Consider the following 20,805-nt stretch of genomic DNA (forward strand, 5'->3'; position numbering starts at 1 on the left):
CGCCCCCCGCCGTCGTGCACGCCGTCAGCCCTTGATCGCGCCCGTGATGACGCCCTTGGTGAAGTGGCGCTGCACGAACGGGTAGACGAGCAGGATCGGGACGATCGCCAGCACGACCACCGCCATCTGCACCGGGAGCCCGGTCACCGCGCCCGACGCCACGTCGACCTGGCCGACGCCGCTGCCCGGCAGCGTGACGCCCTGCAGCACGTACGAGCGCAGCACCAGCTGCAGCGGCCACTTCGCGTTGTCGTTGATGTACAGGATCGCGTTGAAGAACGCGTTCCAGTACCCGACGCCGTAGAACAGCGCGACGACCGCCGTGACGGCCTTCGACATCGGCAGCACGATGCGCCCGAGGATCCGCCAGTCGCCGGCGCCGTCGATGCGCGCGGCGTCGAGGATGCCCTGGTCGATCCCCATGAAGAAGTTGCGCAGGATCAGCACGTTGAAGGCCGACACCGCACCCGGGAGGATCAGCGCCCAGTACGAGTCGATGAGCCCGAGCGAGCTCACCAGCAGGTACGTCGGGATCATGCCGGCGCCGAAGAACATCGTGATGAGGAAGACGAAGAGGATCGGCCGGTGCCACAGCGACGACGGCCGGGAGAGGCCGAACGCCGCGAGCACCGACACGACGGTCGAGATGACCGTGCCGACCGCCGTGACGCCCGTGCTGACGAGCGCGGCCCGCGTGACGATGCCGCCCGAGAGGATCTGCGTGTAGGCGCCGAGCGTCAGCTCGCCCGGCACGACCACCAGCCCGCCCGCCCGGATCGTCTCGGCCTGCGTCGACAGGCTCGTGATGATCACCGTCCACAGCGGGAACACGATGGCCAGGACGACCACGGCCAGCACGACGACCTTGCCGGCCTGGCCGGCGACGCTGGGCGGCTCCTCCCACGCCGCGCGGTGCTTCGAGCGGCGCCGGCGCGGGGTCCGCCCGGGCGCCAGGTCGGTGGGCACCGCCACCACCGCGGTGTCGATGCGGGGACCCGCCTGTCCGGTCTGCTCGCTCATGACTTCCGGTACACCCCGCTCTCGCCGAACACGTGGGCCAGCTTGTTGGCGCCGAGCACCAGCAGGAGGCTGACCACACCCTTGACCAGGCCCGCGGCGGCCGCGAAGCTCCAGTCCCCGTAGATGACGCCCTGGTAGTAGACGTAGGTGTCGATGACCTCGGCCACGTCGGCGCCCACGGCGCCGCGCTGGAGGATGAGCTGCTCGAAGCCGACCGTCAGCGCGTCGCCGAGGCGCAGGATGAGCAGCAGGATGATGACCGGCCGCAGCGCCGGCAGGGTCACGTGCCACATGCGGCGCCAGCGGTTCGCGCCGTCGACGGCGGCCGCCTCGTACTGCTCCTGCGAGACCGTGGACAGGGCGGCCAGGAAGATGATGATCCCCCAGCCGGCGTCCTTCCACACGGACTGCATCGTCAGCAGCACGAGGAACGTGTCGGGGTTCGTCATCAGGTCGAACCCGGACCCGAGCCCCGCCTCGCGCAGCGTCTGGTTGACGAGCCCCGCGCCGCCGAAGATCTGCTGGAAGACCGTCACCACGAGCACCCACGAGAAGAAGTGCGGCAGGTAGACGATCGCCTGGATCGACGTGCGGATGCGCGGCGTCACGATGCTGTTGAGCAGCAGCGCCAGCGCGATCGGCACGGGGAAGAAGAACACGAGCTGGAACGCCGTGATGACGAGCGTGTTCTGCACCGCGTCGAGGAACAACGGGTTCGAGAAGACCCGCACGAAGTTGGTCCAGCCGACGAACGGGCTGGACAGGAACCCGGTGTACGGCGAGTAGCTCTGCCACGCGATGACGTTGCCCAGCATGGGCACGTAGGCGAACACCGCGAGCAGCGCGACGGCGGGCGCCACCATGAGCAGCAGCGCCCCGTCGCGACGCAGCCGCGTGCGCAGCGACAGCTTCCGGACAGGCGGGCGGCCCCGCCGCGAGGGGGCGGGCGCGCCCGCCCCCTCGGCGACGGGGTCCGGCGCGGGCGCTTGGTCGCGCCCGCGGTTGCGCAGGGTCTGGCCGAGGCTCGTCACTGCGCGTCCAGGATCTCCTGGTAGAAGGAGCGCAGCTCCTCACCGCCCGAGGCCCGCCAGGTCTCCACCGCCTGGTCCAGGTCCTTCATCGACTTGCGGCCGCGCGAGATGTCCTTCTCCAGGTCGACGAACGGCTGGCCGATCGCCGCGTACTGCGCCGGCTCGACGATCTGCTGCGCGTAGAACAGCGGCTCCGTCAGGTACTCCGACGCCTGCTGCTGCCACTCGGAGGACGTCTGCACGTACCCCGGGTACTGCACCCGGGTGTTCGCCAGCGGCGGGCTGACGAGGAACACGTACGTCGGCTGGAGCTCGGTCGCCGCGAGTGGCGTCGGGACGGGCAGGCCGTCGGCGCCGCGCGTGTAGTGGACGCCCTCCACGCCGTTGTTGACGACGTCGAACTCGGTGGTGCCGAACGGCGCCGCGAGCACGTTCGCGAGGGCCAGGAGCTCGCGGACCCGGTCCTCGTCGTCCGTCTTCTTCAGGAACGAGAAGATGTTGGCCGGCTGGCCCTTCCACAGCACGGGCGTCCCGCCGTCCGCCGCGAAGGGGGCGAACGGCTGCTGCCAGTAGGACGGGTTGCTGCCGAGGTTGTCCCGCAGGGCCTCGTGCCAGCCGCCGACGCCGTCGTTCATGATCAGCGACTGACCGGACTGGAAGCGGGTCTTCGCGTCGCCGGACTGGTCGGCGACGGCGTCGGGGTGGACGGCGCCGCTCGCGAACAGCGCGGCGTTCCACTCGAGGGCGGCGCGGTACTCGTCGGTCTCGACGCGGTGCACGAGCCGGTCGCCGTCGAGCCGCCACTTGGGCGGGACGCCGTGGATGATCGCGGCGGTGTTCCACAGGTCCTCGGCGCCCCAGCGGTTGCCGCCCGTGAGCTCCTGGGCGAGGTCGAGGAGACCCTGCCCGTCGCGGACGTCGGGCGTGATCCCGAGCTCGTCGAGGACGTCCCTGCGGTAGAAGGTGGCGTCGGTGATGACCTCGCCCGGGAACGGCAGGCCGTAGAGGCGTCCGTTGAACGTGCAGAACTTCCAGACGTCCGTCGGGATGTTGGCGAGGTTCGGGTAGTCCTTGGCCTTGTCCCCGCCGAGGAAGTCGGACAGGTCCTGGAACAGGTTCGGCACGATCTCCGAGCCGAAGCGGGGCGGGATGTTCCACGTCGGCACGACGACCCAGTCGGGGACGTCGCGCGCCGAGGCGAGCACCGTCGCGAGCTTGTCGCCGTAGGTGTTGCCGTCGGTGATCTGGAACTCGATGCTCGACCCGAGCAGCCCGTTGACCGCCTCGTAGTACTGGTTGCCCTTGGTCGGCGGGATCGTCCCCCACAGCGGCGTCATCGCGGTGAACGTGGTACCGCTGCCGGGCGCCTCGGGCACCGACTGCACGAGGTCGGTCGGGATCGTCTCGTAGCCCGGCGTCGAGCCGTTGACGCTCGGGTAGTCCGGCTCGACGTAGTCGACCGGGACGTACGTCGGCAGGACGTCGGCCGACGCGGTCGCCCCGGGCGTGCTGACGGCGGCCGGCGTGCCGGACCCGCACGCGCTCAGCAGCGACGGCACGCCCGCCACGGCGGCGCCGGCGGCGACCATGCCGAGGAACGAACGTCGACGGACCTGCGCGTCCGCGACGCGGCGGGTGGTCGTGGTGGTGTTCATCAGCGCCCTTCACTCCCTCGTGGATGTGGACGTGCTCGCTCGTGCCGGCCTCGCCGGCGTCGCTGCCCCTGCTGCGGTGGTGCTGCGGTGGTGCTGCGGTGCACCGCCGCGGGCCGGTCCTCGGTGACCGACAGCCGCGACGTGCCGACCGCCCCCGCACGCCTGCGGTGCCGACGCGTGGGGCGACTGCACCGTCGAAGCGGTTCGACGTGCGGCAATCTAGGTCACGTCGGCGGCGTGAGGCAAGACACGTCGGGGAGTTGTCAGCGATGGAGTTATGCACCACGATGACCGATCGCGGCGTGTACCGCGGCCCTGCGTCGCGCACGAGCGCGTCGAAACGGTTCGACCGTGAAGCGCTTCCCGTCCCCGACGCCGAGCGCGCGGGGCGACCTCCGGGCCACCGCCCGACCCACCCACCCGACGACGCAGCTGGGAGCGACGTGGCCGACGACGTCCGCACGGCAGACCGCACCGACGACCCCACGGCCACCGGCGCCGCCGACCACGCGTGGCGCGACGCCGACCGTCCCGTCGCCGAGCGGGCCCGCGCCCTGCTCGCGGCGCTGACGCGGGAGGAGAAGGTCGCGCTGCTCCACCAGCACGCGCCGGCCGTCGACCGCGTCGGCCTCGCCGCGTTCCGCACCGGCGCCGAGGTGCTGCACGGCGTCGCGTGGCTCGGGCGCGCGACCTGCTTCCCGCAGCCCGTCGGGCTCGCGGCCACGTGGGACGCCGACCTCGTCGAGCGCGTCGGCGCCGTCGTCGGCACCGAGCTGCGGGCCAAGCACGCGGCCGACCCGACGGTGTCGCTCAACGTGTGGGCGCCCGTCGTCAACCCGCTGCGCCACCCGGCGTGGGGCCGCAACGAGGAGGGGTTCTCGAGCGACCCCCACGTCACCGCGTGGCTCGCGGGCGCGTACGCGCGCGGCCTGCGCGGCGACCACCCCGTGTACTGGCGGACCGTCCCGACGCTCAAGCACTTCCTCGCCTACAACAACGAGACCGACCGGGCCGTGACGAGCTCCGGGCTGCCGCCGCGCGTGCTGCGCGAGCACGAGCTCCCCGCGTTCCGCGGCCCCGTCGAGGCGGGCGTCGTCGGCGCCGTCATGCCGTCGTACAACCTCGTGAACGGGCGGCCGAACCACGTCGCGCGCGAGCTGCTCGACGAGCTGCGGTCCTGGACCGACCTGCCCCTGCTCGTCGTCTCCGACGCCGCCGCACCCGGCAACCTCGTGACCTTCGAGCGGTACTTCGACGACCACGTCGCGTCGCACGCCGCGATGGTGCGCGCGGGCGTCGACTCCTTCACCGACAACGACGCCGACGCGCGTCCCACCGTCCAGCGCGTCACCGCCGCGCTCGACGCCGGCCTGCTCGACGAGGCCGACGTCGACCGCGCGGTGCTGCGCCAGCTCGAGCTGCGGATCCGCACCGGCGAGCTCGACCCCGACCGGGACCCGTGGGTCGTCGGACCCGACGCGATCGACCTGCCCGCGCACCGGGCGCTGGCCCGCGAGTCCGTCGCCCGGTCCGTCGTGGTGCTGGAGAACGACGGCGTGCTGCCGCTCGTGCCCGGCGCCCGCGTCGCCGTCGTCGGCCCGCACGCCGACCGCGTGCTGCACGACTGGTACTCGGGCACGCCGCCGTACCTCACGGGGCTCGGCACGGCGCTGGCCGACCGGCTCGGGGCCGACCGCGTCGCCGTGGCGGACGGCGCCGACCGCGTGGTGCTCACGAGCGCCACGACCGGCGGGGACGTCCGCCCGCTCCCGGACGGCACCCTCGTCGCGGACGGTGACGGGGGCGACGGGACGCTCGTCGACGTCGTCGACTGGGGCCACGGGCTGCTCACGCTGCGCGGCGTCGAGGCCGACCGGCTGTGGAGCGGCGCCGGGTGGGTGCTGCGCGCCGACGCCACGCGGGTCGGCGGCTGGGTCGCGCAGGAGTCCTTTCGCGCGCACCGCCACGACGACGGGACGTGGTCGCTGCAGCACGTCGGGTCCGGGCGCTGGGTGCGCGTGCAGCACGACGAGGCCGGGACGCTCGTCGCCGAGGCGCAGGGCCCGGGTACCGCCGAGCGGTTCGCCGTGCGCGTCGTGCGGTCGGGCGCGTCGGAGGTCGCCCGCGTCGCCGCGGACGCCGACGTCGTCGTCGTCACCGCCGGCAACGACCCGCACCTGCACGGCCGCGAGACCGAGGACCGGCCCGACCTCGACCTGCCGGCGGCGCAGCGGGCGCTGTGGCGCGCGGCGGCCGGCGCGAACCCGCGCACCGTCCTCCTCGTGGTGTCGTCGTACCCCTACGTGCTGCCGCCCGAGACGGACGCCGCGTCCGCCGTCGTGTGGACGTCGCACGGCGGGCAGGAGCTCGGCCCCGGGCTCACCGACGTGCTCGTCGGCGACGTCGAGCCGACCGGCCGCCTCGCGCAGTGGTGGCCCGCCGACGCCGCGCAGGCCGGTGACCTGCTCGAGTACGACGTCGTCGGCGCGCGCACGACCGACTGGTGGAGCCCGGCGCCGCCGCGGTACGGGCTCGGGCACGGGCTCACGTACGGGGCCGTGCGGTACGTCGCCGCGGCCGCGTCCCCCGCCGCGCACGACGTCACCGGTCTCGACCCGGCCCGCGGGCCCGGCGGTGCGCCGGCGGTCGGTGAGCCGGCCGTCGAGGTGCGCGTCACCGTGGCGAACGACGGCCCCCGCACCGCGCACGAGCTCGTGCAGGTGCACGTGGAGGCGCCCGAGCACCGCCTGGCCTTCCCCCGCCGGCTGCTCGCGCACGCGCGCGTCGCCCTGCGGCCCGGTGCGTCGGCCGACGTCGTGCTGCGCGTGCCGGTGCGCGAGCTCGCGACGTGGGACGTCACGCGGGACCGGTGGGTGGTCGAGCCCGGCACCTACGTGCTCGGGGTCGGCCCGTCGGCCACCACGCTGCCGCTGCGGACGAGCGTCGAGGTGACGGGGCCGGCCGTGCCGCCGCGCGTGCTCGTGGGGCGGGCGGTGCGCGCCGCGGACGCCGACGCGCGCACCGGGCTCGTCCTGACCGACCGGACGCGCGACGCCGGCGACGCCGTGCAGGTGCCGCGCGGCCGCGGCCGCGGGCACGTGGTCCTGCGCACGTGCGCGACGGCCGGGGCGACCACGGTCGCCGCCGAGGTCGCCCGCACGCGGCCGGGTGCGGCGTCGGTCACGGTCCGCGACGAGGTCACGGGCCGGCTGCTCGCCCGCGTCGACGTGCCGGAGGGCGGCGGCCGGTACGACTGGGCGACGGTCACGGCGCCGTTCGCCGCGCCGTCCGCCGACGTGGTCGACCTGCGCGTCGAGCTCGACGGCCCCGCGCGGCTGGCGGCGGTGCGGCTGGACTGACGCCGGGTCAGACCTCCGCCGGCGCGCCGGCGACCCAGCGGCCGGCGCGGGCCACCGCCACCGGCCGCAGGTCGTCCGTCGTGACGAGCAGGTCCGCGCGGCGCCCGGCGACGAGCGCGCCGACGTCCGCACGGCCGAGCACCGCCGCCGGCGTCGTCGCCGCGCTGCGCACCGCGTCCGCGAGCGGCACCCCGGCCCCGACCACGTGCCGCACCACGTCGAGCAGGTGCGCGACGCCGCCCGCGATGGCTCCCGGCGCGCCGTCCGGCCCGACCGTCCGCGCGACGCCGTCGACGACGCGGACCGCGAGCGGGCCCAGGCGGTAGTCGCCGTCGGGCATCCCGGCCGCCGCCATCGCGTCCGTCACGAGCGCCACCGCGTCCGGGCCCACGAGCTCCAGCACCGTGCGGACCGTGGCGGGGGCGAGGTGCGTGCCGTCCGCGACGAGCTCCACGACGAGGCGTCCGGCGGCCGCCGCGGCGAGGCACGCCGCCACCGGCCCGGGGTCGCGGTGGTGCAGCGGACGCATGCCGTTGAAGAGGTGCGTGGCGGTGGGGCGGCCCGACCGGGCGCCCGGCGCCGTCGCGAGCAGGTCGAACACCCGGTCGACCGCCGCGCCCGTGACCTCGGCCGACGCGTCGGTGTGCCCCACGGACGGCACGGCGCCGGCGGCGACGAGCGCGCGGACGGCGTCGTCGGTCGCGGCACCGTCCGCGACCCCCGGGACCTCGGGGGCGACGGTCATCGTCACGAGGTGGCCGCGCGCCGCCGCGGCCACCTCCCGCACCAGCCCCGGGTCGCCCGGCACCATGTCGCCGGGGTTCTGCGCGCCGCACCGGGCCGCCGAGAGGAACGGCCCCTCGAGGTGGATGCCCGCGAGGGCACCGGCGTCCGCGGCGTCCGCGAGCAGCGCGGTCCGCGCCAGCAGGACGTCACGCGGCGCCGTCACGAGCGACGCGACGAGCGACGTCGTGCCGTGGCGCAGGTGCTCGTCGGCCGCGCGGCGGACGTCCGCGGCGTCGAGCGCGTCGGGGAACCCGGCGCCGCCCCCGCCGTGGCAGTGCAGGTCGACGAGGCCCGGCAGCAGCGTCCGCACCCGGTCCGGCGGCGCGGCGGGCGGGGCGTCGGGCGCGTCGTGCGCCGGTCCGACCCACACGATCCGGTCGCCGTCGACGACGACCACGCCGTCCTCGAGCACGCCGGCGGGTGTGACGACGCGGCCGCGCAGCGCGCGCGGGACGGCGCCGAGGGCGTCCGGCGACGTGGGGACGGCAGGGGCAGGGTCGGGACGGGGACCGCTCACCCGGGCATCGTGCCACCGGCGCCCGCGCCGCGTCCGCGTGCGCGCCGACGGTGCAGCGCCCGCGCCGCACGCGCGAGGTTCGCCACGTACGCCCGCTGCGCCAGCGGGACGAGCGGCCCGGCGAGCCGCGCCCAGACCAGCACCGGCCGGCTGTACGCCTCCACCTCCAGCCAGACGTCACCGGCCGCGTCGCGCGTCACCCGGAACGCCTCCTCCCCCGCGACCGGGTGCCCGGCGAGCGAGCCGTACCCGAACCCCTCGGCGTCCGCCCAGAGCACGCGGCACGGCCCGCGCATCGCGACGGGTCCGGCGCCGAGCACCGAGACGACGTGGGCCCCCGCCGCGGCCGGGCCGTCCGCCTCGATGCCCACGCCCGCGGACCGGTGCAGCCGCCACGACCGCACGTCGTCGGCCAGCGCGGCGCGGTCCGCCTCGGTGCCGCCGCGGACCAGGCGGTGCCGGACCGCCAGCACGCGGTACGCGGCGTCGACGCCCGCGTGCCGCCAGGCGTCGCCGTCGCGCGCACGCAGGCGGGTGACCCCCACCGGGGCGTAGGTCAGCGCGTCGTCGTCCGTGGCGTCGGGCATGGTGCTCAGCCTCCGTGGGTCGTCGGGTCGGTGGACACGGCGTCGGGAGACAGGCCCTCGGCCGCGAGCCTCGCGCGCGCCGGTGCGCCGCGCACCCGCAGCCCCACGAGCGACGCCAGGACGACGGCCACCGCGTTGAGCGCACCGTGCGTCGCGACCATCCACGACAGGTCGGGGTGGGGCACGTCCGTCACCTCGCCGACCGCCCACCACAGCGCCAGGAGCATCGCCACGACGGACCCGCCCGCCGCCAGGACCGCGAGGCCGGTCGCACCGCCGGTCCGGCGCGCGGCGGACGTCACCGCCCCGGACCTCGCGACCCGCCACGCGGCCGCCGTCGCGCACCACAGGCCGCCGGTCAGGACGACCGTGCCGACCAGCTCGGCGACGTCCGACACGAGGTACCCGCCGAGCACGGCCAGCACACCGCCGGCGACGCCCACGGCGCCCGCGCGCGCCAGCCGCGACGGCAGCACGCCCTCGGCCGCGGCCGCGAGCCCGGCGGCGAGGCAGGCACCGAAGCCGGCGAACAGCATGTGCGGCACCGTCAGCAGCAGGAGGTCGCCGTCGAAGCCCAGCACGCCCCACCCCGCCCGGTCCGCCACGAGGGCGAGCGCGCCGACCGCGACGGTGCCGGGCGCGACCGCGGCCGCCAGGCGTCCGGGCACGACCGCCCGTCCGGGCGCCGACCGGGCCGCCGGCACCGCGTCGAGCAGCGCACGCGCGGCGACGCCGAGCAGCACGACGCCCGCGACGGCGAACGGGACGGCCGCCGCGACGGCCACCGGGCCGCGCGGCAGCAGGAGCGCCACCGCAGCGAGGACCCCGGCGACGGGCCAGGCCCACGACCGCGGGGCGGGCACGCGCGCGAGGCCGGCGTCCGCGAGCAGCCGCAGGCCGAGCGGCAGCACGACCGCGGCCCCCAGCGCGACGGCCGCCTGGACGCCCGCCAGCGCCGCGGGCGTGAGCCCGTTCCCCGCGCTCACGCCGCACCGCCGGACGGGTGCGGCGCCCACCGGCCGACGAGCGCGAGCACGTCGCCCGCGACGCCGTGCGCGACGGGCAGCCGCGCCAGGCGGACGAGCCGCGACACCAGCGGCGCCGCCGCGTCCACGAGCTCCCGCGTGCGCCGCGCGTCGGGCGTGGGGTCGTGCACCCAGGCCGCCGTGACCCCGAGGTGCGCGAGCCACAGCGCCGCGACGAGGTCGTCGCGCAGGTCGGCCGGCACGCGCGGCGTGGCGCCGTCGACGACGTCCGCCAGCAGGCCGCGGGCGAGCTCCGCGCTGGGCGCGGACGCGGGCGAGAAGGGGCTGGCGGGCGACCCCGGGCGCACGGCCGCGCCGATCGACTCGGCACCGAACCGGTGGAACGGTGCGAAGACGTCGAGCGCGGCGTGCCACGTCGTGCGCAGCCGCTCCCCCAGGTCGCCCGGCTGCAGCCGCTCGCGGGCGACCGCCACGTGGGTGCGGTTGACCTCGAGGTAGAGCTCCTGCACGAGCACGTCCTTGGACGCCACGTGGTGGTACGCGTTGCCGACGGCGACGCCCGCCTCCTGGGCGACGAGGCGCATGGTGGTGGCGTCGTAGCCGCGCTCCGCGAACAGGCGCAGCGCCGTCGCGCGGATCAGCTCTCTGGTCTCGCTCGCGGTGCGGCGCGTCATGCACATAGTTGAACACGTTCAACTGAACGCGTTCAAGAGCAACGCGCGACGACAGGTCCGTGGTGCGGCGACGCGCGAGCCGTCGGCCCGCGCCCGGTCAGAAGAGCCGCGAGTCCACGTCGTCGACCCCGCGCATCGCGTCGTAGTCGAGGACGAGGCAGCCGATCCCGCGGTCGGTGGCGAGCACGCGCGCCTGCGGCTTGATCTCCTGCGCCGCGAACACGCCGCGGACGGGCGCGAGCAGCGGGTCGCGGTTCAGCAGGTCGAGGTAGCGGGTGAGCTGCTCGACGCCGTCGATGTCGCCGCGCCGCTTGATCTCGACGGCCACGGTGCCGCCGTCGGGCGCCTTCGCGAGGATGTCGACCGGGCCGATCGCGGTGGGGTACTCCCGGCGCACGAGCACGTGCCCGCTGCCGAGCAGCGCGATCTGCGCGGCGAGGAGCTCCTGCAGATGCGCCTCGACGCCGTCCTTCACGAGGCCCGGGTCGACGCCGAGCTCGTGCGTCGAGTCGTGGTCGACGCCGTAGAGCTCGACGACCAGGCGGTCGTCGGACTTGGTGTGCTGCACGGTCCACACCTGCGTGACGCCGGCGGCCGCCTGCTCGGCGTCGGGCTCGGTGACGGCCATGGCGCACGGCGGGCTCATCCAGTTGAGCGGCTTGTACGAGCCGCCGTCGGAGTGCAGCAGCACCGAGCCGTCGGCCTTCACCACCAGCAGGCGCGTCGCGCGGGGCAGGTGGGCCGACAGGCGGCCGGTGTAACGGGCGGCGCAGTCGGCGACGACCAGGCGCATGGCGGGCTCACTCGTCCTTCGGGTCGGTCGGGGGTGGCGGCGGAAGGCGTCCCGCGCCGCGGGTCAGATGACCGTGCCGACCCGGGAGGGCGTCGCCTCGATCCACGAGGTGAACCCGGCATAGGCCTCGGACGACATGCGCAGGTGCACCTCGCCGGCCGTCCCGTGCCGCTCGGCCGTCACACGGCACCGCGCCACGACGACGCCGGTCGGCACGCCGTCCGCGGCGAGCACCTCACGCTCGAGGACGGCGATGCCGGCGCGCGTCCACACGCGGGCCGGCCGCGGCAGCAACGACGCGCGCCGCCACCAGTACAGACGCGTCGCGCCGTACTGGGCGACGCCGCGCGACCACGGACCGGCCGGGTCGTCCGCCAGCGCGCACGCGAACGAGCCGACCCGCCGGCCGAGCGCCGCCGTGCGGGAGCCCCACAGCACGGCTCCCAGGACGAGCAGGAGGGCGGCGCCCACGACGACGGCCCATGCCGCACCGCTCACGCCGCCCTCCCCGCGTCCGTCGTCAGTGGGCCGCCGCCGCGGCGGACCCCTCGGTCACCGCGTCGACGACCACCGTCACCTGGTCGGCGTCGACGGAGAGGAACCCGCCGTCGACGTGCCACTGCAGCGGCGCGCCGCCGTCGGCGGGGACGACCCGCACCTGGCCCGCGCGCAGCACCGACAGGATCGGCGTGTGCCCGGCGAGGATGCCGATGTCGCCGTCGGCCGCGGGGGCCGAGACCTGCCGTGCCGTGCCGGACCAGACCTTGCCGTCCGCCGCCACGAGGTCCACCTCGAGCTGTGCCACCGTGCTCCCTTCAGCGTGAGTACGTCGTCCTGCCGCCCGCAGGCGTCAGACGCCGTACTCCTTCTGGATACGGGCCCAGTTGCGCTCGAGGTCCTCGAGGCCACCGATGTTGAAGAAGGCCTGCTCGGCGATGTGGTCGAACTCGCCGTCGGCGATCTTGCCGAACGCCTCCACCGTCTCGCTCACCGGCACGGTCGAGCCGACCACGCCCGTGAACTTCTCGGCCATGTAGGTGTTCTGCGAGAGGAACTGCTGGATGCGGCGCGCACGCGCCACGACCGTCTTGTCCTCCTCCGACAGCTCGTCGACGCCGAGGATCGCGATGATGTCCTGGAGCTCCTTGTTGCGCTGCAGGATCGACTTCACGCGCGTCGCGACGTCGTAGTGCGCCTGACCGACGTACCGCGGGTCGAGGATGCGGCTCGACGACGCCAGCGGGTCCACGGCGGGGTAGAGCCCGCGCGACGCGATCTCGCGCGAGAGCTCGGTCGTCGCGTCGAGGTGCGCGAAGGTCGTCGCCGGCGCCGGGTCGGTGTAGTCGTCGGCGGGCACGTAGATCGCCTGCAGCGACGTGATCGAGTGACCGCGCGTCGAGGTGATGCGCTCCTGGAGGAGGCCCATCTCGTCGGCGAGGTTCGGCTGGTAGCCCACCGCGGAGGGCATGCGGCCGAGCAGCGTCGACACCTCGGACCCGGCCTGCGTGAACCGGAAGATGTTGTCGATGAAGAGCAGCACGTCCTGCTTCTGCACGTCGCGGAAGTACTCCGCCATCGTCAGGGCGGACAGCGCGACGCGCAGACGGGTGCCCGGCGGCTCGTCCATCTGGCCGAAGACGAGTGCCGTCTTGTCGAAGACGCCCGCCTCCTCCATCTCGACGATGAGGTCGTTGCCCTCACGCGTGCGCTCGCCGACGCCGGCGAACACGGACACGCCGCCGTGGTTCTGCGCGACGCGCTGGATCATCTCCTGGATGAGGACCGTCTTGCCGACGCCCGCACCGCCGAAGAGACCGATCTTGCCGCCGAGCACGTACGGCGTGAGCAGGTCGATGACCTTGATGCCCGTCTCGAACATCTGCGTCTTCGACTCGAGCTGGTCGAAGGCCGGGGGCTTGCGGTGGATCGGCCAGCGCTCGGTGATCTCGAGCTTCTCGCCCTCCGCGAGGTTGAGCACCTCGCCGATGACGTTGAAGACCTTGCCCTTGGTGACGTCGCCGACCGGCACCGAGATCGGCGCGCCGGTGTCGCGCACCGTGGCGCCGCGGACGAGGCCGTCGGTCGGCTTGAGGGCGATCGCACGCACGAGCGAGTCGCCCAGGTGCTGCTCGACCTCGAGCGTCATGGTGAAGGTGCCCTCGCCCTCACCCTGGGTCGACAGGTCGATCTCGACCTGGAGGGCGTTGTAGATGTCGGGGATCTGGTCCGGCGGGAACTCGATGTCCACGACGGGCCCGATGACCCGCGCGACCCGGCCGACGCCGGGCGTGCCGGCGTTCGCGGCCGTCGCGTCGACGGTGGTGGCGGTCATGTCTGCCTCGCTTCGCTCGTCCGGACGGGTCCGTCGCCCGGATGGAATCGGTGTGCGGTCGGGTGGGGTCGGCGGTCGCTCAGGCCGACGCGAGCGCGTCGGCGCCGGAGACGATCTCGCTGATCTCCTGCGTGATCTCGCCCTGACGCGCCTGGTTGGCCAGTCGCGTGTAGGTGCGGATGAGGTCCTCGGCGTTGTCCGTCGCGGTGTGCATCGCGCGCTGGCGCGCCGCGAGCTCGGAGGCCGCCGCCTGGAGGAGGTTCGCGTAGATGCGGGTGCGGACGTACCGCGGCAGCAGCGCGTCCAGCACCTCCTCCGGGCTGGGCTCGAACTCGTAGAGCGGCAGCGCGTCGTGCTCACCGGCGGGCGCGACGCCCTCGACGACCTCGAGCGGCAGCATCCGGACGACGGTCGGGCGCTGCGTGACCATGTTGACGAACCGCGTGAAGACGAGGTGCACCTCGCCCACGCCGCCGTCCCCCGGCTCCGCCTGGAACGCGTCCAGCAGCGTGTCCGCGATCTCGTCGGCGACCTCGGGCGTCGGCGCGTCCGAGAAGCCCGACCACTGCCCCGCCAGCTCACGCTGGCGGAACGTGTAGTAGGCCACCGCCCGACGGCCGGAGACGTACAGGGCGACCTGCTTGCCCTCCCCCTCGAGCCGCTGGATGAGCCGCTCCGTCTCACGGATGACGCTCGCCGAGTAGGCGCCCGCCATGCCGCGGTCCGACGCGATCAGCAGCACCGCGACGCGCTTGGTGTCCTCGCGCTGGACGAGGAACGGGTGCGACACGTCCGAGTGGGTGGCGACGGCCGACACCGCGCGCGTGATCGCGCGCGAGTACGGCGTCGCCATGGCCACCCGGTCGCGCGCCTTGCCGATGCGCGAGGCCGCGATGAGCTCCTGGGCGCGGAACATCTTCTTGAGCGACTGGGTGCTCCGGATCCGCGCCTTGTAGACCCGCTGCGTACCTGCCACGCTCAGCCTCGCTTCTGGCGGACGATCTGCTCCTGCTCGACGTCCACGTCCGCGTCGTCCTCCGCCTCGCCGACCAGCGGCGAGCCGTCGGCGGTCAGGAAGCCGAGCCGGAACTCGTCGATCGCGGCCGACAGGGCGTCGACCGTCGCGTCGTCGAGCTTGCCCGTCGACGCGATCGTCGTCAGGACGTCCGAGTTGCGGCGCAGGTGCTCGAGCATCTCGGCCTCGAACCGGCGCACGTCCTGCACCGGCACGTCGTCGAGCTTGCCCTTGGTGCCGGCCCAGATCGACGCCACCTGGTCCTCGACCGGGAACGGCTGGTACTGGCCCTGCTTGAGCAGCTCCATGAGGCGGGCGCCACGGGTCAGCTGGGCGCGCGACGCCGCGTCGAGGTCGGACGCGAACATCGCGAACGCCTCGAGCGAGCGGTACTGCGCGAGGTCCAGCTTGAGCGTGCCGGAGACCGACTTCATCGCCTTGACCTGCGCGGCGCCGCCGACGCGGGACACCGAGATGCCGACGTCGACCGCGGGGCGCTGGTCGGCGTTGAACAGGTCGGACTGCAGGAAGATCTGCCCGTCGGTGATGGAGATGACGTTCGTCGGGATGTACGCCGAGACGTCGTTGGCCTTCGTCTCGATGAACGGCAGACCCGTCATCGAGCCGCCGCCGAGCTCGTCGGAGAGCTTGGCGCAGCGCTCGAGCAGGCGGGAGTGCAGGTAGAAGACGTCGCCGGGGTACGCCTCGCGGCCCGGCGGGCGGCGCAGCAGCAGCGACACGGCGCGGTACGCCTCGGCCTGCTTCGACAGGTCGTCGAAGACGATGAGGACGTGCTTGCCGCCGTACATCCAGTGCTGGCCGATGGCGGAGCCGGTGTAGGGCGCCAGGTACTTGAAGCCGGCCGGGTCGGACGCGGGGGCCGCGACGATCGTCGTGTACTCGAGCGCGCCGGCCTCCTCGAGGGCGCTGCGCACCGAGGCGATCGTCGAGCCCTTCTGCCCGATCGCGACGTAGATGCAGCGCACCTGCTTGGTCGGGTCGCCCGACTCCCAGTTGGCCTTCTGGTTGATGATCGTGTCGATCGCGATCGCCGTCTTGCCGGTCTGGCGGTCGCCGATGACCAGCTGACGCTGGCCGCGGCCGATCGGGATCATCGAGTCGATGGCCTTGATGCCGGTCTGCAGCGGCTCGTGGACCGACTTGCGGGCCATGACGCCGGGCGCCTGGAGCTCGAGGGCGCGGCGGCCCTCGGTCTCGATGGCACCGAGCCCGTCGATCGGCGCGCCCAGCGGGTCGACGACGCGGCCGAGGTAGCCGTCGCCGACGGCGACCGACAGGACCTCACCCGTGCGGCGGACCTCCTGGCCCTCCTCGATGCCCGTGAACTCACCGAGCACGACGACGCCGATCTCGCGCACGTCGAGGTTGAGCGCCAGGCCGAGCGTGCCGTCCTCGAACTTCAGCAGCTCGTTGGCCATCGCACCGGGCAGGCCCTCGACGCGGGCGATGCCGTCGGCGGCGAACGACACGCGCCCGACCTCCTCGGTCGCGGCACCCGTCGGCTCGTACGACTTCACGAAGCTGTCCAGCGCGGCGCGGATGTCCTCCGGCCGGATCGTCAGCTCTGCCATGACGTTCTCCTCATCTGACGCACGCGGCGGGCGTGCGGTGTGTCGTGGGCCGGTGCTCCGGCGTGGGTGTCAGCCGGCCAGCTGCCGGCGGGCGTCGGCGAGTCGGGCGAGGACGGTCGCGTCGATGACGTCGGGACCCGCCTGCACGCGCAGGCCGCCGACGACGTGCGGGTCGACGACGACGTTGAGCTGGACCGCGCGGCCCAGGGCACGTCCCACGAGGTCGGTCAGCCGCTCGCGCTGCCCCACGGACAGCGGCGCGGCGGTCACGACGGTGGCCACCTGCCGGTTGCGCATCTCGGCGACGAGGTCGCCGACGTGCTGCAGCGTGACGACGAACTGCCGGCCGCGCGGCGCCACGGCCGCACGTCGGACGATCGTGCGCGTCACCGGGGTGCCGCCGCCGCCGAGCAGACCCTCGGCCAGCTGCCCGCGCGCCTGCGCGGGGTAGGCCGGGTCGAGCAGGCTCCGGCGCAGGTCGCGCTGACCCGCGAGGGCCCGCACGACCGTGAACAGCTCCTCCTCGACCGTGGCGAGGGCGCCCTCCGCCTCCGCGGAGTGCAGCACCGCGAGGAACCCGAGCCGCTCCACGGCCTCGGTGAGGTCGTCGTCGGCCGACCAGCGCGAGCGCACGAGCGCCTGGACGATCTCCACCGTCCGGGCGTCCGCGCCGCCGAGCAGCCGGCCGGCGAGGGCCGACCGCGCGTCCGCGCCGTTCGACGGGTCCGCCAGGGTGCGTCGCAGCGACCCCGAGGCGTCGAGGGCGTCGACAAGAGCGAAGAGCTCCTCGCCGAGGGTGCGGGCCTGCGTGCCGGCGGCCCGCAGGACCGGCGCGAACCGGTCCTCGGCCGCCTGCAGCGCGGCCCTGCTCGTCCCGCGCATCAGCTCCCCTTGCCTGCGCTCGTGGCCGTGCTCGCCTCGAGGTCGTCGAGGAACCGGTCGACGACGCGCGAGCGGCGTGCCTCGTCCTCGAGCGACTCGCCGACGATCTTCGACGCGAGCTGCGTCGCGAGCTCGCCGACGTCGGCACGCAGCGAGACCGCGGCCTGCTGGCGCTCGGCGTCGATCTGGCGCTGCGCGTTCTCGAGGATGCGCGCGGCCTCCTCCTGCGCCTGCGTGCGGGCCTCGGCCTTGATCTGACCGCCCTCGGCACGCGCCTCCTCGCGGATGCGCGCCGCCTCGGCACGGGCGTCGGCCAGCAGCTGCTGGTTCTCCGCCAGCGCCGCGGCCGCCTCGGCCTGCGCGGTCTCCGCCTGGGCGATGCCGCCCTCGATGCGACGGGTGCGCTCGTCCAGCACGGCCTGGAACTTCGGCAGGACGTACCGGTAGAACGGCACCGCGATGCCCACGAGCACGACGATCGACCACAGGATGTCGTACCCGGCGGGCAGCAGCAGCTGGATGCCCTCCGGGGCCTCTCCCTCGGCGGCCGTCACGACGGCCGCGAACGCGGCCGTGCTCACTGGAAGAGGAAGCCGGTGATGAGGCCGAGGAGGCCGAGGACCTCGACGAAGCCGATACCGATGAACATGGTGGTGCGGAGCTGGCCGGCGACCTCGGGCTGGCGCGCGATGCCCTCGACGGTCTTGCCGATGAGGATGCCCAGACCGATACCCGGGCCGAGCACCGCGAGGCCGTAGCCGACGGTCGCGATGTTCCCGGAGACGGCGTCGGCGGCGGCGAGGATCATGCTGGTGTCTGCCACGGTGGCTCGTTCCTTCCGTTGGGTCCCCGGCCGGTCGGCCGGGGGCTCGTGGGACCGCCGGGCGCGAGCCCGGCGGTGGTCGGTGGTGTCAGTGCTCGTCCGCGATGGACAGGCTGATGTAGACGGCGGTGAGGACCACGAAGATGTACGCCTGGAGCGCGGCGACGAAGACCTCGAACAGCGTGATGGCGAACCCGCCGAGCAGGCTGGGGACCGCGAAGACGGTCATGCCCGACATCGAGCGGACGAAGAAGTCCGTGGCGGAGAAGCAGAGCACCAGCATCAGGTGCCCGGCGACCATGTTCGCCATGAGTCGCAGCGCCAGCGTGGCGGGCCGCAGGACGAAGACCGTGAGGAACTCGACCGGCGCCAGCAGCACGTAGAGCGGCTTCGGCACACCCGGGGGGAACAGGCTCGTCTTGAGGAACCCGCCCAGGCCGTGGTGGCGGATGCCGGCGCCGAGGTACATGACGTACACCCACAGCGCGAGCATGACCGGCAGGCCGATGAGCGACGTCCCGGCGATGTTCAGACCGGGGACGATGCCGGTGATGTTGAACGCGAGGATCGCGAAGAAGATCGTCGTCAGGAGGGCGACGTACTTGTGCGCCTTCTCCTTGCCGATGATGTCCTCGGCCACGTTGACGCGCACGAAGTCCAGCAGGAGCTCCGCGACGTTCTGACCGCGGCTCGGCACGAGCTTCGCGCGGCGCGCGGCCACGACCATGAGGACCACGAGCACGACCGCCGCGATGATGCGGACGAGCTGCATGCGGTTGAACTCCGCGAACGTCCCCTCGAAGAGGAACGGGTGCGGGAAGAAGTCCGCGATGGTGGGGGCGTGGAAGCCGCCCTCTTCCGCGGCGAGCGGCACGGTCGTCGCGATGCTGGACAGAGCGGTCTCCTGTGGTCGTGATGCACGGTGCCGCCTCGTCGCGGGCACACCGGTGACACCTGGCCGTCGTGGATGGAGTGAAGCCTAACCCATCGTCCGGGCGGTTCAGGACGCCGTTCCGGGCGCTTCGTCCACCCGCCCGGGTGACGCCTCAGCGCCCGGCCGCGCCGGGCTCGACGTAGGGCACCCGTCCCCCGTTGACGGCCCGGAGGTCGAGCACCGCGGAGCCGATCACGCCGAGCGCCAGCACCCCCGCGAGCACACCCCGCGAGTAGAAGTCGAGGTCGCGCACGAGCGCGAGCACGACGATCACCACGAGCACCTTCGCGAGCCAGGTGCCCATGACGACGGCCGCCATCGTGTTCGGGGACGAGTCCAGCGTGCGCAGCATCGCCACGACGGTCGTGCCCGAGAAGACGAGCGCCAGGCCCACGGCGATCAGCGCGCCCCACACGCCGGGCACGCCGGCGACGAGGGCGCCGACGCCCACGCCGACGACGGCGAGGGCGCCGAGGAGCAGCAGGGTGTCGCGCAGCGCGCGCCGGAACACGGCGCGCGTCGCCTCCTGCGTCCGCGCGGGCGCGGCGGGACGGTCGGCCGGCTCGACGGGTCCGGTCGGGTCGGTCGTCACGGGGATGCCTCCACGGGGGTCGGGGTGCGCCCGCGCAGCGGGCCGAGGGTGAGCAGGGTGGCGACGACGACGCCGACGCCCGTCGCGACGACCACGGTCGTCGTCGACCAGACCGCCAGCGCCGCGACGCCGAACGCCAGCACGGCGGTCCACACGTACATGATCGCCACGGCCCGGCGGTGGGAGTGCCCCAGCGCGAGCAGGCGGTGGTGCAGGTGCAGGCGGTCGGGGTGGAAGGGGCTCTTGCCCTGCACGAGGCGGCGCAGGATGGCGAGCGACATGTCGAGCAGCGGCAGCACGAGGACCGCCAGCGGCAGCACGATCGGCACGAACGCGGGGAACGAGACGCGGTCGGACACGGCGAGCGGGTCGATCTGGCCGGTCACGACGATCGCCGCCGCGGCCATCACGTAGCCCAGCAGCATCGAGCCGGAGTCGCCCATGAAGATCCGGGCGGGATAGGCGTTGTGCGGCAGGAAGCCCACGCAGATGCCGACGAGCACCGCCAGCACGAGCGTCGCGAGGCTCGAGTAGTCGCCCTGGCTGGTGCCGCGCGTGAGCAGGTACGCGTACAGGAAGAACGCCGCTCCCCCGATGGCGAGCACGCCCGCCGCCAGGCCGTCGAGCCCGTCGACGAAGTTCACGGCGTTCATCGCGACGACGACGGACACGACCGTGACGAACACCCACGTACGGGGTGAGCCCACGAGCACGCCGGCGATCGGCAGCTGGTACAGCAGGACGCCCTGCCACGCGAGGAAGCCCGCGGCGAGCACCTGCCCCATGAGCTTCGTCAGCCAGTCGAGGTCCCAGATGTCGTCGGCGACGCCGAGCGCGCACACGAGCGCCGCGCCGCCGACGATGCCGATGATGGGCCGCGGGTTGTCGAACAGGCCGGACAGGAACGGCAGCCGGCTGGCCATGAGGAACGCGACCAGCAGCCCGCCGAACATCGCCATGCCCCCGAGCCGGGGCGTCGGGATGGCGTGCACGTCGCGGTCGCGGACGGCCGTGATGGCGCCCCACCGCAGGGCGCACCACCGGGCCAGCGGCGTCAGCAGGTACGTGACGACCGCCGCGATCAGCAGGACGAGCGAGTACACCCTCACCGGGCCGGGGCCTCCGGGGTGTCGGCGTGGCCGCCGTCCTGCGGCTCGGTGCCGGGGCCAGGGGCGTCGGCGGCGTCGGGGCCGGCGGCGTCGGGGCCGGCGTCCGGGCCGGCCGCGC

The 20,805-nt window shown here is 74.2% G+C and carries 20 protein-coding genes; 1 reads left to right on the forward strand and 19 read right to left on the reverse strand.

Annotated features, from left to right (window positions below):
* Positions 1 to 24: 24 nt before the first annotated feature.
* The 3 genes from AB6N23_RS05980 to AB6N23_RS05990 are packed head-to-tail and all read right to left on the reverse strand — an operon-like array spanning position 25 to position 3,706.
* A complete protein-coding gene (locus AB6N23_RS05980; protein ID WP_412865183.1) occupies positions 25 to 1,020 on the reverse strand; it encodes a carbohydrate ABC transporter permease in 996 nt (331 codons plus the stop codon).
* Positions 1,017 to 2,051 carry an ABC transporter permease gene (locus AB6N23_RS05985; RefSeq protein ID WP_412865184.1) on the reverse strand — a complete coding sequence of 345 codons (1,035 nt, stop codon included), beginning with the start codon at positions 2,049 to 2,051 and terminating at the stop codon, positions 1,017 to 1,019. Before AB6N23_RS05985 ends, AB6N23_RS05980 begins: the two co-directional genes overlap by 4 nt.
* Positions 2,048 to 3,706, reverse strand: coding sequence for an extracellular solute-binding protein (locus AB6N23_RS05990; RefSeq protein WP_412865185.1), 1,659 nt, complete (start codon positions 3,704 to 3,706; stop codon positions 2,048 to 2,050). The genes AB6N23_RS05985 and AB6N23_RS05990 overlap by 4 nt, the downstream gene beginning before the upstream one ends.
* A 443-nt stretch (positions 3,707 to 4,149) precedes the next feature.
* Here AB6N23_RS05990 and AB6N23_RS05995 point away from each other — a divergent pair, with 443 nt between their 5' ends.
* On the forward strand, positions 4,150 to 7,065 hold the full coding sequence (locus AB6N23_RS05995) for a glycoside hydrolase family 3 C-terminal domain-containing protein (RefSeq protein ID WP_412865186.1): 2,916 nt from the start codon (positions 4,150 to 4,152) through the stop codon (positions 7,063 to 7,065).
* A 7-nt stretch (positions 7,066 to 7,072) separates the two neighbouring features.
* Here AB6N23_RS05995 and AB6N23_RS06000 read toward each other — a convergent pair whose 3' ends face one another.
* The 16 genes from AB6N23_RS06000 to AB6N23_RS06075 all read right to left on the reverse strand — a co-directional run bounded on the left by AB6N23_RS06000 (position 7,073) and on the right by AB6N23_RS06075 (position 20,687).
* A complete protein-coding gene (locus AB6N23_RS06000) occupies positions 7,073 to 8,368 on the reverse strand; it encodes an N-acetylglucosamine-6-phosphate deacetylase (protein WP_412865187.1) in 1,296 nt (431 codons plus the stop codon).
* A complete protein-coding gene (locus tag AB6N23_RS06005; RefSeq protein WP_412865188.1) occupies positions 8,365 to 8,955 on the reverse strand; it encodes a DUF1990 domain-containing protein in 591 nt (196 codons plus the stop codon). The genes AB6N23_RS06000 and AB6N23_RS06005 overlap by 4 nt, the downstream gene beginning before the upstream one ends.
* Positions 8,956 to 8,960: 5 nt before the next feature.
* Positions 8,961 to 9,941, reverse strand: coding sequence for a YndJ family transporter (locus tag AB6N23_RS06010; RefSeq protein ID WP_412865189.1), 981 nt, complete (start codon positions 9,939 to 9,941; stop codon positions 8,961 to 8,963).
* The gene (locus AB6N23_RS06015) at positions 9,938 to 10,615 is read right to left on the reverse strand and encodes a TetR/AcrR family transcriptional regulator (protein ID WP_412865190.1); all 678 of its coding nucleotides are present in this window, start codon (positions 10,613 to 10,615) and stop codon (positions 9,938 to 9,940) included. The genes AB6N23_RS06010 and AB6N23_RS06015 overlap by 4 nt, the downstream gene beginning before the upstream one ends.
* A 97-nt stretch (positions 10,616 to 10,712) precedes the next feature.
* The gene (nucS, locus tag AB6N23_RS06020) at positions 10,713 to 11,408 is read right to left on the reverse strand and encodes an endonuclease NucS (RefSeq protein ID WP_378203661.1); all 696 of its coding nucleotides are present in this window, start codon (positions 11,406 to 11,408) and stop codon (positions 10,713 to 10,715) included.
* A 63-nt stretch (positions 11,409 to 11,471) separates the two neighbouring features.
* Positions 11,472 to 11,906: a DUF2550 family protein gene (locus AB6N23_RS06025; RefSeq protein WP_412865191.1), complete on the reverse strand. Its 435-nt coding sequence runs from the start codon at positions 11,904 to 11,906 to the stop codon at positions 11,472 to 11,474.
* Between the two features lie 22 nt (positions 11,907 to 11,928).
* On the reverse strand, positions 11,929 to 12,213 hold the full coding sequence (locus AB6N23_RS06030; RefSeq protein WP_412865192.1) for a F0F1 ATP synthase subunit epsilon: 285 nt from the start codon (positions 12,211 to 12,213) through the stop codon (positions 11,929 to 11,931).
* A gap of 45 nt (positions 12,214 to 12,258) precedes the next feature.
* Positions 12,259 to 13,740 (reverse strand): F0F1 ATP synthase subunit beta, encoded by a 1,482-nt coding sequence (gene atpD, locus AB6N23_RS06035; RefSeq protein ID WP_412865193.1) that lies wholly within the window; start codon positions 13,738 to 13,740, stop codon positions 12,259 to 12,261.
* Positions 13,741 to 13,819: 79 nt separating this feature from the next.
* The gene (locus tag AB6N23_RS06040) at positions 13,820 to 14,716 is read right to left on the reverse strand and encodes a F0F1 ATP synthase subunit gamma (RefSeq protein WP_412865194.1); all 897 of its coding nucleotides are present in this window, start codon (positions 14,714 to 14,716) and stop codon (positions 13,820 to 13,822) included.
* A 2-nt stretch (positions 14,717 to 14,718) separates the two neighbouring features.
* Positions 14,719 to 16,347, reverse strand: coding sequence for a F0F1 ATP synthase subunit alpha (gene atpA, locus AB6N23_RS06045; protein WP_378203673.1), 1,629 nt, complete (start codon positions 16,345 to 16,347; stop codon positions 14,719 to 14,721).
* A gap of 69 nt (positions 16,348 to 16,416) precedes the next feature.
* On the reverse strand, positions 16,417 to 17,229 hold the full coding sequence (locus tag AB6N23_RS06050; protein ID WP_412865195.1) for a F0F1 ATP synthase subunit delta: 813 nt from the start codon (positions 17,227 to 17,229) through the stop codon (positions 16,417 to 16,419).
* Positions 17,229 to 17,810, reverse strand: a complete 582-nt coding sequence (locus AB6N23_RS06055; RefSeq protein ID WP_412865196.1) for a F0F1 ATP synthase subunit B — start codon at positions 17,808 to 17,810, stop codon at positions 17,229 to 17,231. Before AB6N23_RS06055 ends, AB6N23_RS06050 begins: the two co-directional genes overlap by 1 nt.
* Positions 17,807 to 18,037 (reverse strand): ATP synthase F0 subunit C, encoded by a 231-nt coding sequence (gene atpE / locus AB6N23_RS06060; protein ID WP_043598826.1) that lies wholly within the window; start codon positions 18,035 to 18,037, stop codon positions 17,807 to 17,809. Before atpE ends, AB6N23_RS06055 begins: the two co-directional genes overlap by 4 nt.
* A gap of 103 nt (positions 18,038 to 18,140) precedes the next feature.
* Complete coding sequence (gene atpB, locus AB6N23_RS06065; protein WP_412865197.1) at positions 18,141 to 18,926, reverse strand: F0F1 ATP synthase subunit A; 786 nt, start codon at positions 18,924 to 18,926, stop codon at positions 18,141 to 18,143.
* A gap of 172 nt (positions 18,927 to 19,098) precedes the next feature.
* Complete coding sequence (locus tag AB6N23_RS06070) at positions 19,099 to 19,578, reverse strand: Cg1360 family ATP-synthase-associated protein (protein WP_412865198.1); 480 nt, start codon at positions 19,576 to 19,578, stop codon at positions 19,099 to 19,101.
* A complete protein-coding gene (locus AB6N23_RS06075) occupies positions 19,575 to 20,687 on the reverse strand; it encodes a glycosyltransferase family 4 protein (protein ID WP_412865199.1) in 1,113 nt (370 codons plus the stop codon). The genes AB6N23_RS06070 and AB6N23_RS06075 overlap by 4 nt, the downstream gene beginning before the upstream one ends.
* Positions 20,688 to 20,805: the final 118 nt, after the last annotated feature.

The sequence above is a fragment of the Cellulomonas pasadenensis genome (genome assembly GCF_047229365.1).
Taxonomy (GTDB): domain Bacteria; phylum Actinomycetota; class Actinomycetes; order Actinomycetales; family Cellulomonadaceae; genus Cellulomonas.